The organism is Mongoliibacter sp., assembly GCF_007692705.1.
In the GTDB taxonomy this organism is placed as follows: domain Bacteria; phylum Bacteroidota; class Bacteroidia; order Cytophagales; family Cyclobacteriaceae; genus Mongoliibacter.
This window is the reverse complement of sequence record NZ_REBN01000148.1, coordinates 33,720-48,286: the sequence shown is the minus strand read 5'-3', so window position 1 is coordinate 48,286 and position 14,567 is coordinate 33,720. Positions and strand designations below refer to the sequence as shown.

Below are 14,567 nucleotides of genomic sequence, written 5' to 3'. Positions count from 1 at the left end.
ACAAGAAGCCACTAAGGCCGCGAGTACTATATATTTGTAATTTTTAAATATGCTCATAAGATTTGGGAATATTAGTTTAACAATTCATCAAATGTGATGGAGATGTAATAAATCGCACCAATCGTTGGTCCACCGAAGTTCTGGATGTACCTCTGATTGAAAAGGTTTGATCCACCCAACTTAAGGATTGACTTTAAGTCCTTCAATCTGTAGCTTACCTGAGCATCGAAGTTGTGTATTTCAGGAACGTCACCAGCTGCAAATGTAGATTCCCAACGGAATGCACTTTGATACCTATAGGTAACACCAAATCCCAATTTATCTGTTACTTTTCTGTTTGCAAATGTAATATTTGTCTTATGCTCTGGCGTGTTGAAATCGTTTAAGAAATCATCTCCAATATTAGATATCAACCTATTAAAGTTATAATTACCACTAAGCGTAAAATTGCTTGGAAGGCTATAGGTAAGGCCAATTGCAGCACCATGAGCTCTTATCTCTTCATCTACAATGTTTGTGTAAGTCTGGAATGTATTTTCCATTCCGGGAGTAGTGATAGGAGTCAAAAGGGTAGGAGCATTAATAGCATTTAAAGCACCTTGGTCTGTATTTGGCATCGCACCTGGGAAAACCGGTCCTGGAGCTCTTCTTACAGCTGTTTGTGTGATGAAATCATTATAGATATTATAATAATAAGCTGCATCTATCAACAACCTGTTGTCCGCTATCAAACTCTTATACCCAACTTCAAAAGACTGCACTCTTTCAGGCTTAAGCTCTGGGAGAGATTCAACTCTCTCAAGCAAACCAGTTGCCCTTGGATCTACTGGAGAAAGTCCACCTCCAACTGCTGCTACATAATTGTTCACAGAAGCTAAAGAAAAGGAGTTTTCGAAAATATTGTATTTTTCCCTGTAGAATGGTAATCCACCAATTAATCTTGCAGAAACTACGTTGAGGTCAATGTGCTGTCCTTGGGTAGTAGGATTTCTGAAACCTGTTTGATAAGATACCCTGAAGTTGTTATTCCCTTCTGTAAATACACCCGAAAGTCTTGGGTTAAATTGTCCCTTAAAATTCTCATTCTTGTCATACCTAAGGGAACCTGTAATTTTCAATTTATCATCTATGAATCTTTTTGCACCTTGGGCAAATGCACCGATTTCCTGTATGGTGATATCGTTTCCTTCAGTATCTGCAAAAATTGTCCCATTGGATCTTAAGTCATATACCCTGTAAGAGCCTCCAACTTGAAGGTCCATAAAGTCAATTTCATTTTTGAAATCATATTGACCTTCCAACATATTCATCCTAGACCTATCGTCAAACAAAGATCCTTGAGGAATTACTTCCCCTCTTACGGCCCTCGCAGCGGCATCAAATTCAGGAGTCCCAGGCATTATTCTTCCAGTGTCTGCCACACCTCTTGCAAATCTATGAGCAGCAGCCTGCTGTTCTGGTGTTCCCATTTGACCTGGAGCTACTCCCTGTCCTTGTAATAAGTTTGTCAGGTATGCTCCGGCATACTGACCAAACCAATCGCTGTTGGATTTCCATCTGTCATTGATTGCGACACCTGTTAAATCAGCTATAAAAGAATCACCAGAATTCTCAATAGTTGTATAGGCTCTTAGGAAGTAATTATCCGCTTTAAGTTCAAGTTTGTGCTGGATAATCGAGAAATTGGCCAAAGAATATCTTTGAGCGCCCGTGTAGACCGATGTACCCGCACCGTAATTAACAGTATAAGATAGCTCTGAATTATCTGTTACCCTGTAGTGAAGGGCACCATTTAGTTTAAGGTTTCTAGCATTATAATCAACCAGTTCTCTTTCATCATAACCCGTTCTAGATACTATTTGGTCTGGTAGACTATTTACGGCTGGACCAAATGCTTGCTGTAAAGCAGCTACATTTCTTAACAGACCAAGGTTATTAGCAACTTCATCTCCAAACACGTGAACTCTATTTGCACCTGGGTTGAAATCAAGATTGCCTTGATTTTCTCTTGCAAGATCTGTTTGATCAGTACCATGCCAGTCAATGGCCTCCATGTAAGAAGCATTTAATTTAAAGGCGATTTTGTTGTTGAATGCTTTGGCATATCTGATTGACCCTTCATACATAGGCTGAGCACTTTGAGGTTCTCCTGGTCTGCCATTCACATGGTTGACGCCTTGCTTGTAGAAGGCACTTAGACCTTGGTATTCAAAAGGACTCTTACTGTTCACCAAAAGAATACCATTAAAAGCATTGGGACCATATAGGGCTGAAGCTGCACCAGGAATAAACTCCACTGATTCCACATCAAGCTCAGATGGACCATTTAAGTTACCTATTGGAAAGTTGAGTGCAGGTGCCTGCGTATCCATTCCGTCTGTTAACTGCACAAACCTTGTATTACCTGTGGAATTGAATCCACGGGCATTGATGATTTGGAAGTTGATGGATGATGAGGTCACATCCACACCTTTAAGGTTAGCAATACCTTTATAATAGTTGTCTGCAGGGGTATCACGAATAGCTAAAATATCCATTTTCTCAATCGATACGGGAGATTGAAGGATACTTTCTTCTACTCTAGATGCAGAAACCACAACTTCTTGACCAAGCATTGATTGCTCTGCCAAGGTTACCCTAAGGTTGCTCACATTGGCATCAGTAATTTCAATTTCTTTGGGTGCAAAACCAATCATAGAAAAAACTAAAGTAAGGGGTGGTGCTTGATTTACCCTTAGGTTGAAGTTACCTCGTAGGTCAGTTACCGTTCCTATTACCCTTCCTTTTACCAAGATGTTCACACCGATAAGGGTTTCGTTGCTTCCTTCTTCTATCACAGTTCCTGAAATAGAAGTAGTCTGAGCATACACTTGCCCAGTACTGAAGGAAACCAAGGCGAACAGCAATAAAACTGAAAGCCAATTACTTTTTGTAAAATTTTGCATAAGCTACAATGGGTTAATGTTGAATATTGCTTAAAAGCAATTATAACTTGTTAATTAGTGTGAAATTTAGATGAATTTCCTAATTATCAATAGATATACAGAAAAATAATTTCGTGAATCTTTCAACTCCAAAATAAATTATTTTGGAAATCAATTCATTCTCAAGGGGAAACATTGAAATAATCTTAAAAAATCCATTATATATTTAAAATCAAAACCGCATTATTTCAATTTCATTAAACTTTTATAAAAAAAATTGAAGTCTAAAAAAGCTCAATTATTTGAAAGAATTAAGGGCAAAAAAACCCGTTCTTTTTGGAAACAGGTTTTTTTAACTTGACTAAAGATGCCTTTGGAAGTGGTGCCAAAAATAAATAAAGACATGCTATTTAAATCGAAGCGTTCCTAAAGGCTTGACTGAACACCATCGGAAGACAAATAAATTTCAGAATACCTTGTCAAAACGAATGCGAATTTTAAATGGCTATGTTCTCTTTTATTTTCTGACAAATAAATTTTAAATGATCAGATTAGCTTTTCTTTTGATTTTCTGCATTTACATGTCTTACGAGTCTGTCGCAAAGCTCTTTAATTTCTTCTGACATGTATTCGTCTCCTGTACTGTTGAGGATAGTCTGCGCCATTCCTCCTAGAACATCTATATAGAAACGTTTCATTTCTACTACAGACATTTCCTCAGTCCAAAGGTCAATGCGTAAGGTACTGTGGTTGACACTGTCCCAAACATTCAGGCTGATGCTCTTGGTGTCCTCCATTCCTTCACTTTCCTTGTCTGAAGCATCCCATTTAATGGTCTTCGGTAAATTTTTTTCATCCAGTTGGATGTTGAATTTTATTTCAGAATTTTTCATCGGTGCATTTTTAATTCGACCGCAAAACTATGAAAAAAAAATTTTGTCGCTATTTATTCGGGACTTCAATTCCTTTATTTCTATTTTTAAGCCATGCAATGGACTACTTCGTTTGATATCCCTGAAGGGGAAGTTAAAATTAATCACCAATCTTCTGTATTTTCTATAGGTTCCTGTTTTTCATCTATGATTTCAGAAAAGCTTTCTGAACGTAAATTTCAAGTGCTGAACAATCCTTTTGGAACCATCTTTAATCCCATTGCTTTGGCGCAATTGATGGAAGACTCAATTCTCGAAATGCCCATCAATGCGAAAGCTATGCTGGTGCGAGATGGCCTTCATTTGCACTATGGTATGCATTCAGATGTAGTGGCTTACAGTCAGGACTCTTTGGAACGTCTGATTCATAAAAAACAGCAGCTTACCAAGCAGGTTTTGGAATCAGCGACTCATATTTTCCTGACCTTTGGTACGGCTTGGGTGTATGAACATCTGGGGACAGGTCAGGTGGTGGCAAATTGCCATAAGCAAGCAGCCAAAAACTTTGAAAAAAGACTGCTTCACCCTGATGAGATTCAGAAGGCGTTTAGTGGATTTTTCAATATCCTGAGGCAAGTCAATCCTGATGTCCAAGTACTTCTTACTCTTAGCCCCGTGAGACATGTAAAAGATGGTATCCCTGAAAATCAGCTTAGTAAGTCTATCTTAAGGTTAGCTGCACACGATTTGACTGAGACCTATGATTTTATCAAATATTTCCCCAGCTATGAAATTATGGTGGATGAACTTAGGGATTACAGGTTTTATAAGGACGATTTGATCCATCCCAATTCCCAAGCTGAGGATTTTATCTGGGAGAAATTCAAAAAATCCTGGATTGATCCGTCTTCTTACCCACTTATTCAGGAGTTTGAAGGGATAAAGAGGGACTTGGCACACAAAGCGTTTAATCCTGATAGTCCTGCTCACATGAAGTTTTTGGATAACCTTCAAAAGAAATTGGAACGATATAGTAGGGATTATGATTTTTCTAAAGAGTTGGATGCACTCAGAAAACAACTGCAGTATAGAGGGAAATAATTTTCTTGCCTGATGTAGTACTTTAAATTGGCTGTCATCAGGTTTGCCAGGCTTTTGAGAATATTCCATTATAGATAGCCTTTATAGATTATTATGAATAGACTTAAAAACGCCCAGTCTCCCTATTTGCTTCAACATGCCAATAATCCTGTGGATTGGTTTCCCTGGGGAGAAGAAGCATTGCAGAAATCTAAAAAGGAAAACAAGCCAATCATTGTTAGTATTGGTTATTCTGCTTGCCACTGGTGTCATGTGATGGAAAAAGAGTCTTTCGAGGATGAGGCTACTGCTGGTATCATGAATCAGTATTTTGTATGCATTAAAATTGATAGGGAAGAAAGACCTGACCTGGATAATATATATATGGATGCGATTCAGGCAATGGGGCTGCAGGGAGGATGGCCACTGAACGTTTTTTTGATGCCCGATCAAAGGCCTTTTTATGGCGGCACATACTTCCCTAATAAACAATGGAAAGCTCTGCTTCAAAATATTGGGGAGGCATATGAAAAGCACTTTGAGCAACTGATGGAAAGTGCGGAAGGTTTTGGTAAAAGTCTCCAAACCTCAGAGTTTGACAAATATGGTTTGGCGCATGATGAGCTCCAACTTTCAAAGTTGGAATTGGAACTCATTGTGAAAAAGCTGGAAGATCAGTTTGATCCTGAATGGGGAGGAATGAACCGCAAACCCAAATTTCCAATGCCTGCCATCTGGTCTTTCTTATTGGAATACGCACAAGTTAAAAGAGATGACACGCTCCTGCACAAGGTATTCTTTACCTTGGAGAAAATGGGGATGGGAGGGATTTATGATCATCTGCGTGGTGGTTTTGCCCGATATGCTGTTGACGGCGAGTGGTTTGCACCACATTTTGAAAAAATGCTCTATGACAATGGGCAATTGTTGGAATTGTATGCAAGTGCTTTTGCAATTACAGGAGATGATTTTTTCAAGGAAAAAGTTGTAGAAACAGTCGCTTGGCTCAAACATGAAATGCTTCATGAAGAGGGAGGGTTTTATGCTGCTCAAGATGCGGATTCAGAAGGGGTAGAAGGGAAGTTTTATACCTGGACCTACAAGGAACTTGAAAGCCATGTTGGAGAAGACATGGATTGGTTGAGAAAGCTTTATAATTTGAAATATCCAGGCAATTGGGAGGAGGGAGTCAATATACTGTTTCAAACCAAAGCATATGATGAACTTTCCTCTGAGGAGGGATTGACTAAAAATGCATATATAGAAAGATTAAACAAGCTCAAAACAAAGCTTTTGACAGTTCGCAATCAAAGGATTTACCCTGGACTAGACGATAAAATCCTAAGTGGTTGGAATGGTTTGATGATTTCAGGATTGGTAAAAGCATACCTGAGTGGAGCTTGTCCTGAGGCACTTTCCCTTGCTGTGAAAAATGGTGAATTTATTTTGCGGAAAATGCATGATAGCGGACAGTTATACCGCTCTTACAAAAATGGGAAAGCTTACACACCTTCATTTTTAGAAGATTATGCTGCCCTGATCAGAGCATGTATAGACCTTTATCAAGCTACATTTGAGGTGAAATGGTTGAATCATGCTAAGGCTTTGACGGATAAGGTAATAGATGATTTTTATGATAAAGAGGATGGATTTTTCTTTTTCAATAATCCCCGAGCAGAAAAACTTATTGCCAACAAGAAAGAACTATTTGACAATGTCATTCCCGCATCCAATTCTATGATGGCCAAAAACCTTCAGGATTTATCCCTTTTTTATTACCATGATCCATATGCTGAAATCTCGCAAAAAATGTTGGGTGCAATCAGAAAGCTGATCGTCCAGGAGCCAGGGTTTTTATGTAATTGGGCATCTTTATACCTTTCTGCCTTATTGCCAAAAGCTGAAATTGCCATTGTTGGAAAAGGAGCTCTAGATAAAGCTAGGGCATTGCAGAGTCAAGTACATACTGGAATTGTGGTAGCTGCGTCAGAAAGTGTCAATGAAAATATACCGCTTCTATTTCAAAAACGTGCAGACAAAGAAGGAAATGCTTTAATTTACGTTTGTGTTAACAAAGCTTGTCAGCAACCTGTATCTTCGGTTTCTGACGCCATAAAACAAATCCCTGATTTAAGTTAAACTGATTTTGGAAAATCTTTTTGGAGAAACAATTGGACAAGAAACAGAGTCTACCGGACTTTTTGCAGATGTCATTATCCCTGTCCCTATTCCAAAGCTTTTCACTTATAAAATACCCAGAAGCATCAAAGATGATATAGGCATTGGCTTTAGGGTAATCGTCCAGTTTGGACAAAAGAAAATTTTGACGGGTATTATCGCTAAGGTACACCAAAAACCTCCGGCTGCCTACGATGCCAAACCCATTTTGGATTTATTGGACAACCATGCAACTGTCAATCCTCTTCAAATCAGGTTTTGGGCTTGGATGGCTGAGTACTACTGTTGCAATATAGGTGAGGTAATGAATGCTGCTTTGCCCTCCGGACTCAAACTTAGCAGCGAAAGTAAAATACAATTAAACCCAACTTATGACTCGGATACTTCTCCTTATCCCTTGGATGACAGGGAAGATCTTCTGCTCCAAGCTTTGGCGAATAAAAGTGAAATGACTTATGAGGACTGCGAAACTGTATTGGGAATCAAGTCTATTCATGGAATAATCAAAAGTTTGGTAATCAAAGAAGCTATTTTGGTCTTTGAGCAGGTAAGGGAAAAATACAGTCCTAAAGTGGAAACACGGATTCGGATGTCTAAAGAGTTTGTGGCTAATAAGAATGCCTTGGAAGCTATTTTTCAGGAACTCTCCTCTAAGCCCAAACAAGAGGAGATTTTACTCAAATACCTTCAGGAGGTTCCTGTTTACCAAAAAGCTGAACTTAATTCAAAAGGAGTTGAGAAATCTATTTTCTCAGAAGCTGGGCTCTCAGCTTCTTCCCTTAAAACACTTATTAAAAAGGGGATACTGGAAGAATATAAAATCATTATCAGCCGATTTAAGGAAGAAGAACAGTCTGATGAGGAGGTTGTACTCTCTGAATTACAAGAGCAGGCATTAGAACAGATAAAATCTCAGTTTCAGGATAAAAACACATTACTACTACACGGCATAACAGGCAGTGGCAAAACAGAGATTTACATTACTTTGATCAAGGAAGCTTTGGCTAGTGGTTCACAGGTGCTGTTGCTGCTTCCTGAAATTGCCCTGACCACACATATGGTGGGAAGATTGAGGCAGGTATTTGGAAGTAATATGGGGGTTTACCATTCCAAGTATTCTGATAACGAGCGTGTGGAAGTATGGAATGGCGTATTAAGTGGAAAGATTTCCTTTGTGGTAGGTGTCAGGTCATCTATATTTTTGCCATTTGATAGTTTAGGCCTGGTAGTGGTGGATGAGGAACATGAGTCTTCATTCAAGCAGTTTGATCCAGCTCCCCGGTTTCAGGCAAGAGATGCTGCCATCATGCTGGCTTGGTTACATCAGGCAAAGACCATTTTGGGTTCTGCCACTCCTTCCTTTGAATCCTTTTATAATGCCCGCACAGGAAAATATGGATATGTGGCTCTTGGAGAAAGATATGGGGAAGCACAGTTGCCTGAGTATCAATTGGCTGATATGTTGGTGGATAAAAAAAAGAACCTCCTCAAATTAGATTTTACCCGGCTTTTAAGGGAAAGTATTCAGGAGGCCTTGGATAATCAGGAACAGGTTTTGATTTTTCAAAACAGAAGGGGATATGCACCTTATATTTCATGTGAAGAATGCGGATGGATTCCAGAATGTGAACATTGTGATGTGAGCCTTACCTATCATCAGTTTAATGAAGAAATGCGCTGTCATTACTGCGGTTTTAAAGAAAAAGTACCTCAAACATGCCCTGCTTGTGGCAGTAATAAGTTGAGTGCAGTGGGCTTGGGTACGGAGCGTATAGAGGAAAGTATTTCGCTACTCTTTCCAGAGGCAAGGGTAGCCAGGATGGATTTGGATACCACAAGAAGTAAATATGGATATCAGAGGCTTTTGGAAGAATTTGGTGCGGGTAATGTAGATATTCTGGTTGGAACACAGATGATTACCAAGGGGCTGGATTTTGAAAAAGTTACAGTTGTTGGGATAATGGATGCAGACAGGATTTTGTTTTTCCCTGATTTTAGAGCGGGGGAAAGGGCTTTTCAACAGATTACCCAAGTAGCCGGTAGGGCAGGAAGAAGGGATAAAAAAGGTAAAGTAATCATTCAAACAAGGAAACCGGAGCAGCAGATCTTCAATCAGATCATTCTTGGAGACTATAAGAATTTCTATATTCAGGAAATGGGAGAACGTCAGCGGTTCTTTTACCCACCCTTTGTGAAGATCATTAAAGTTACTACAAGACATAAGGATTATAAGACTGCGGAGCGGGCTGCAAGGAACATGCACAACCTGATGGGGGATATTCCGGTCAAAAAAATTATGCTGGGGCCAGAGAAAGGTTTAATTGGCAAAATCAAGAACCAATTTATTTTTGAAAGCATTGTCAAAGTGGATAAATCAGGAAATGCTCAAGCCCAATTTAAACATGATTTACAAATTTTGATCAATGAATTGACTTCCCAAAAAGAATATAGGTCGGTAAGGTTTGTGGTGGATGTTGATCCTTACTGAAAAAGTTTTCAGAAATACGTATCAGCTTTTAAAGCTTAAATACCTTTCACCAATGGTTGAATTCTTAAAACAGAAAATCCTCACTCCTTTGATTTTCATTTCCAACTACTAGAACAAAAGGAAATAAAAAGCATCTTATATCCATTTTTTCAGAAAGAATATCTTTCTAACAAAACAATCGAAGTTTTTGTATGTTATTTTATTGCTTTTATCTTTGCTCACCGATGGACAAAATGCTTACATATCTGACATATTTTTATGCAATCGCTAAGGCTGCTGCAGTTCATCATTTCCATCATTCCTCCTGAGGAGGAATATTGTTTACATATCGCCCGAGGAAGGCTGTTGGTATATCATACAGTCCTATTATCCAAAATTATTTATTTCATTTTGATACTAAACGTATATTGCATACATGAATCCAATCATTAGAATTGCTGTCCAAAAAAGTGGCAGATTAAGCGAAGACTCGTTAAGCCTTATTAAAGAATGCGGCATTAAGTTTTACAATGGAACGGGAAAACTTAAATCCACATCTACCAATTTTCCAATTGAATTTCTATTTCTTCGAGACGATGATATTCCTGGCTATGTAGCGGACGGAGTTGCCGACCTCGGTATTGTTGGTGAAAATGAGCTTGTAGAAAAAGATAAAGATGTCAATGTTTTGAAAAAACTTGGTTTTTCTAAGTGCAGGCTTTCACTTGCCATTCCCAAAGGGGAGGAATATACCAATATTCATCATTTTCAAGGAAAAAACATTGCAACTTCCTACCCAAAAATCTTAAGTGATTTCCTGGAAAATCAAAATGTCCACGCAGAAATACATGAAATTTCTGGCTCCGTGGAAATAGCACCTAGCATAGGATTGGCAGAAGGTATATGTGATATTGTGAGTTCGGGTTCTACTCTGATGATGAATGGACTGAAGGAAGTGGAAACGATTTTTAAATCTGAGGCTGTGCTCATCTGTAACAAGAAGCTTGATGCAGAGAAACTGGAAATTGTGGACAAACTTCTTTTTAGGATGAATGCCGTTCAAAAAGGAAAAAGCAACAAGTATGTGCTTTTAAACGCTCCAAATGATGCTTTGGATAAAATAATCAGTTTAATTCCTGGAATGAGAAGTCCGACGATTTTGCCATTGGCTCAGGAAGGATGGTCTTCCGTACATTCTGTGATTGCTGAGGATCAGTTTTGGGAAAACATAGAAGAACTTAGGTCAGCAGGTGCTGAAGGCATCCTTGTGGTTCCTATTGAAAAAATGGTGATCTGATTTTCTTTAAAAAAGGAGTATGTTTAATGAATCTGCATGATTTAAGTATACTTTATAATTCATTGATTGATGAGATCGGGCCTTTCCGCTTCAGGCAGGTAAAATGAAATTTTCACACATTTGAGCCTCGGTAGTTATTGGGGTAAATTGCAATATTCCGTCCCGATAAACCTGGACAAGTTATGACCTCTGAAAAACAAATTATAAACACATGAAACGAATATATAATCCTACCAAGTCTGAATGGAAGAAGGCGCTGAAAAGACCTGTTCAGAAAACCAAGGATATTGAGAAAATAGTAAAGCCCATCATGCGAAAAGTCAAACGTCAGGGAGATAAAGCGCTGATCAAGTTTGCCTTGGAATACGATCATGTACAGGTTAAAAATCTCTTGGTAAGTCCTGAAGAAGTGAAACAGGCAAAGGATAAAGTTTCCCCAGAACTTAAAGAGGCAATTATTCTAGCAAAGAATAATATTGAAAAATTTCATGAGGCACAGATTGCTCCCGACCTGGAGATGGAAATCATGCCAGGAGTAATGTGCATGAGAAAATCAGTCGCTATTCAGAAAGTTGGTCTTTATGTTCCGGGAGGTACAGCGCCCCTTTTCTCTACAGTACTGATGTTGGGTATACCTGCAAATATTGCTGGTTGTGATGAAATAGTATTGTGTACTCCACCTGATAAGGAGGGAAATATCCATCCTGCCATCCTCTTCACGGCGGATCTGATTGGGATTGATAAAATCGTTAAAGCAGGAGGCGCTCAGGCCATTGCAGCCATGACTTATGGAACAGAATCAGTTCCTAGAGTGGATAAAATATTTGGTCCTGGTAATCAGTATGTTACTGCTGCAAAGCAGTTGGCAGTGAAAAAAGGTTTGGCCATAGACATGCCTGCCGGACCATCTGAGGTTTTGGTTTATGCAGATAATTCTGCCATACCGGCTTTTGTCGCATCAGACCTCTTGTCTCAAGCAGAGCATGGAGTCGATTCACAGGTAATCTTGGTGGCCAGTTCAGAGATCGTAACAGATAAGGTAATGAAGGAATTGGAAGCTCAGCTTGAACTCCTTCCAAGAAAGGAAATTGCGAAAAGAGCATTAGAAAACTCTGTTACTGTGATTGTAGGTAATGAAGAAAAAGCCATTCAATTGATTAATGATTATGCACCTGAGCACCTTATCATCTGTGTCAATAATGAAGAGGAAGTGGTTTCCAGAATAATAAATGCAGGTTCAGTATTTATTGGTAATTATACACCGGAGTCTGCCGGAGACTATGCTTCCGGAACAAACCATACGCTTCCTACTTATGGTTATGCGAAAAGTTATTCAGGGGTATCTTTAGACAGCTTTGTCAAAAAGATTACTTACCAGAAAATCACAGAAGAGGGGATAAAAAATCTTGGACCGACAGTAGAAATTATGGCTGGAAATGAACTTTTGGAGGCCCACAAAAATGCAGTGACAATTAGGCTAAAATACCTGGAAGGAAAATAAGATGGCATTTGAACTTCAAAAATTACTTCGACCCCATATATTGAATATCAAACCTTATTCTTCAGCTCGAGATGAATATTCAGGAAAAATAGGGGTCTTTTTGGATGCCAATGAAAACCCTTATGGATCGCTGACGGGTGATGATTTCAATAGGTATCCCGATCCTTATCAGGCAGATATCAAGCAAAAGCTGGCACCTATAAAAGGAGTGAAGGTTGAGCAGATTTTTCTTGGTAATGGGAGCGATGAGGCAATTGATCTGCTGATGCGCGCTTTCTGTAATCCAGGGAAAGATAACATCATACTTTTGCCTCCAACTTACGGCATGTATGAAGTATCAGCCGCTATCAATGATATTGCCATCAAAAAGGCTCCCCTCACTGAAGATTTTCAACTTCAGCCTGAATTGGTTTTTTCCTTGGTAGATAAGGATTCAAAAGTGATTTTTATTTGCTCTCCTAATAATCCAAGTGGAAATAAAATGGATAGAAATGCCATCCGGAAAATTATTGAAGGTTTCGATGGCTTGGTGGTGGTCGATGAAGCATACATTGACTTTTCTGACGAACCGAGTTTTACTGAAGAGTTGGAAAGGTATCCCAACCTCTTGGTAATGCAGACATTTTCCAAAGCTTGGGGACTGGCCAATTTACGGATTGGAATGGCATTCGCCTCAAAGGATATAATCCGCATCCTAAATTTGATCAAGCCACCGTATAATATATCCGGACTGACTCAGCAAAAAGTATTGGAGTCATTGGAAATGTCTGGAGATATTAAAAACCTGGTCCATAAAGTATTTGAAGAAAAATTATACCTGGAAAACGAATTGCCACAGTTTCCTTTTGTAAAAAAAATATTTTCATCTCAAGCCAATTTTCTATTGGTCAAAATGGATAGGGCAAGGGAAATATACGAATACCTGATTAAGCAAATGATTATCTTGCGCGACAGATCGAAAGTCCAATTATGCGAAGATTGTCTGAGAATATCGTTGGGAACGCGAGAAGAAAATATGGCCCTTATCCAAGCATTAAAAACCTACAGTTCAACCTTAAAATAAAATTACCCCGATGAAAAAAGTATTGTTTATAGATAGGGATGGTACCATTATCAAAGAACCACCTACTGATTTTCAGGTTGATAGTTTGGAGAAATTAGAGTTTGTACCTAAAGCAATCTTTAATTTAAGAAGAATAGCTGAAGAGACTGATTATGAGTTAGTAATGGTTACAAACCAAGATGGTCTTGGAACTGAATCTTTTCCTGAGGCAGACTTTTGGCCGGCTCAGTATAAAATGTTAAAGACATTGGAAAACGAAGGGATTATTTTTTCTGCCATACATATTGATAAATCTTTTGAGCATGAAAATCTACCTACCCGAAAGCCCGGTATTGGACTATTGAAAGGATACCTTAATGGAGAGTATGATATGGCCAATTCTTACGTGATTGGGGATAGGAAAACCGATGTGCAGTTGGCAAAAAACTTAGGTTCCAAATCTATTTTTATTGGAGAGGATTTACCGGAAGCAGATTTCTCTACAACTGATTGGGATGCAATTTTTGAGCATTTGAAAATGCCTTCAAGGATGGGAGAGGTAAGAAGGAAAACATCCGAAACAGACATTCATGTAGTCGTCAATCTTGATGGAACAGGCAAATGTGATATTTTTACAGGATTACCATTCTTTGACCATATGCTAGAGCAACTTGGAAAGCATGGTGCTGCTGATTTATGGATTGAAGTAAAAGGCGACCTGCATATTGATGAGCACCATACTATAGAAGATACTGCTTTAGCTCTGGGTGAAGCTTATCTTCAAGCATTGGGAGATAAAAAAGGGATTTCCCGCTATGGATTTTTACTCCCCATGGATGATGTTTTGGCACAGGTTGCTATTGATTTCGGAGGAAGGCCTTGGATGGTATGGGATGCAGAATTTAAGAGGGAAAAAATAGGAGATATGCCCACAGAGATGTTTTTCCATTTCTTCAAATCCTTCAGTGATACTGCCAAGTGCAACTTGAACATAAAGGCAGAAGGCAACAATGAACATCACAAAATTGAAGCGATTTTCAAAGGATTGGCACGTGCCATTAAAATGGCTGTTAAAAGGGATTTGAAATCATTGAATCAATTGCCAAGCACCAAAGGTGTACTTTAAAACAACAGTTGACGGTGCTTCTTATAAGTGAAATTGTGCTATGGGAGTATCAAATGGTAACTTCCTGAGAACATAAATAA

The 14,567-nt window shown here is 38.8% G+C and carries 9 protein-coding genes; 7 read left to right on the top strand and 2 right to left on the bottom strand.

All coding sequences use genetic code 11. The features are described from left to right. Positions 1–71 precede the first annotated feature (71 nt). Positions 72–2,945, bottom strand: coding sequence for a TonB-dependent receptor (locus EA341_RS08985; protein WP_293013140.1), 2,874 nt, complete (start codon positions 2,943–2,945; stop codon positions 72–74). Positions 2,946–3,475: 530 nt separating this feature from the next. Further along, positions 3,476–3,817: a gliding motility protein GldC gene (gene gldC / locus EA341_RS08980; protein ID WP_293013138.1), complete on the bottom strand. Its 342-nt coding sequence runs from the start codon at positions 3,815–3,817 to the stop codon at positions 3,476–3,478. A 93-nt stretch (positions 3,818–3,910) separates the two neighbouring features. On the opposite strand from gldC, the gene EA341_RS08975 reads away from it, so the two are divergent. The 7 genes from EA341_RS08975 (at position 3,911) to hisB (ending at position 14,487) form a co-directional block, all read left to right on the top strand. Beyond that, on the top strand, positions 3,911–4,897 hold the full coding sequence (locus EA341_RS08975; RefSeq protein WP_293013135.1) for a GSCFA domain-containing protein: 987 nt from the start codon (positions 3,911–3,913) through the stop codon (positions 4,895–4,897). A 93-nt stretch (positions 4,898–4,990) separates the two neighbouring features. Beyond that, on the top strand, positions 4,991–7,015 hold the full coding sequence (locus EA341_RS08970) for a thioredoxin domain-containing protein (protein WP_293013132.1): 2,025 nt from the start codon (positions 4,991–4,993) through the stop codon (positions 7,013–7,015). Positions 7,016–7,022: 7 nt separating this feature from the next. Then, positions 7,023–9,542 (top strand): primosomal protein N', encoded by a 2,520-nt coding sequence (gene priA / locus EA341_RS08965; RefSeq protein WP_293013129.1) that lies wholly within the window; start codon positions 7,023–7,025, stop codon positions 9,540–9,542. A gap of 415 nt (positions 9,543–9,957) precedes the next feature. Beyond that, positions 9,958–10,818 (top strand): ATP phosphoribosyltransferase, encoded by an 861-nt coding sequence (gene hisG, locus EA341_RS08960; RefSeq protein ID WP_293013126.1) that lies wholly within the window; start codon positions 9,958–9,960, stop codon positions 10,816–10,818. 211 nt (positions 10,819–11,029) lie between these two features. Further along, complete coding sequence (gene hisD / locus EA341_RS08955; RefSeq protein ID WP_293013123.1) at positions 11,030–12,319, top strand: histidinol dehydrogenase; 1,290 nt, start codon at positions 11,030–11,032, stop codon at positions 12,317–12,319. Between the two features lies 1 nt (position 12,320). Then, positions 12,321–13,382: a histidinol-phosphate transaminase gene (gene hisC, locus EA341_RS08950; RefSeq protein ID WP_293013120.1), complete on the top strand. Its 1,062-nt coding sequence runs from the start codon at positions 12,321–12,323 to the stop codon at positions 13,380–13,382. Positions 13,383–13,392: 10 nt separating this feature from the next. Continuing rightward, positions 13,393–14,487, top strand: coding sequence for a bifunctional histidinol-phosphatase/imidazoleglycerol-phosphate dehydratase HisB (hisB, locus tag EA341_RS08945; protein WP_293013118.1), 1,095 nt, complete (start codon positions 13,393–13,395; stop codon positions 14,485–14,487). Positions 14,488–14,567 lie beyond the last annotated feature (80 nt).

Bases quoted from the DNA above. Each gene is read 5' to 3' on its own strand.
- EA341_RS08985 (WP_293013140.1), bottom strand. From the start codon at position 2,945: ATGCAAAATTTTACAAAAAGTAATTGGCTTTCAGTTTTATTGCTGTTC.
- gldC (WP_293013138.1), bottom strand. From the start codon at position 3,817: ATGAAAAATTCTGAAATAAAATTCAACATCCAACTGGATGAAAAAAAT.
- EA341_RS08975 (WP_293013135.1), top strand. From the start codon at position 3,911: ATGCAATGGACTACTTCGTTTGATATCCCTGAAGGGGAAGTTAAAATT.
- EA341_RS08970 (WP_293013132.1), top strand. From the start codon at position 4,991: ATGAATAGACTTAAAAACGCCCAGTCTCCCTATTTGCTTCAACATGCC.
- hisG (WP_293013126.1), top strand. From the start codon at position 9,958: ATGAATCCAATCATTAGAATTGCTGTCCAAAAAAGTGGCAGATTAAGC.
- hisD (WP_293013123.1), top strand. From the start codon at position 11,030: ATGAAACGAATATATAATCCTACCAAGTCTGAATGGAAGAAGGCGCTG.
- hisC (WP_293013120.1), top strand. From the start codon at position 12,321: ATGGCATTTGAACTTCAAAAATTACTTCGACCCCATATATTGAATATC.
- hisB (WP_293013118.1), top strand. From the start codon at position 13,393: ATGAAAAAAGTATTGTTTATAGATAGGGATGGTACCATTATCAAAGAA.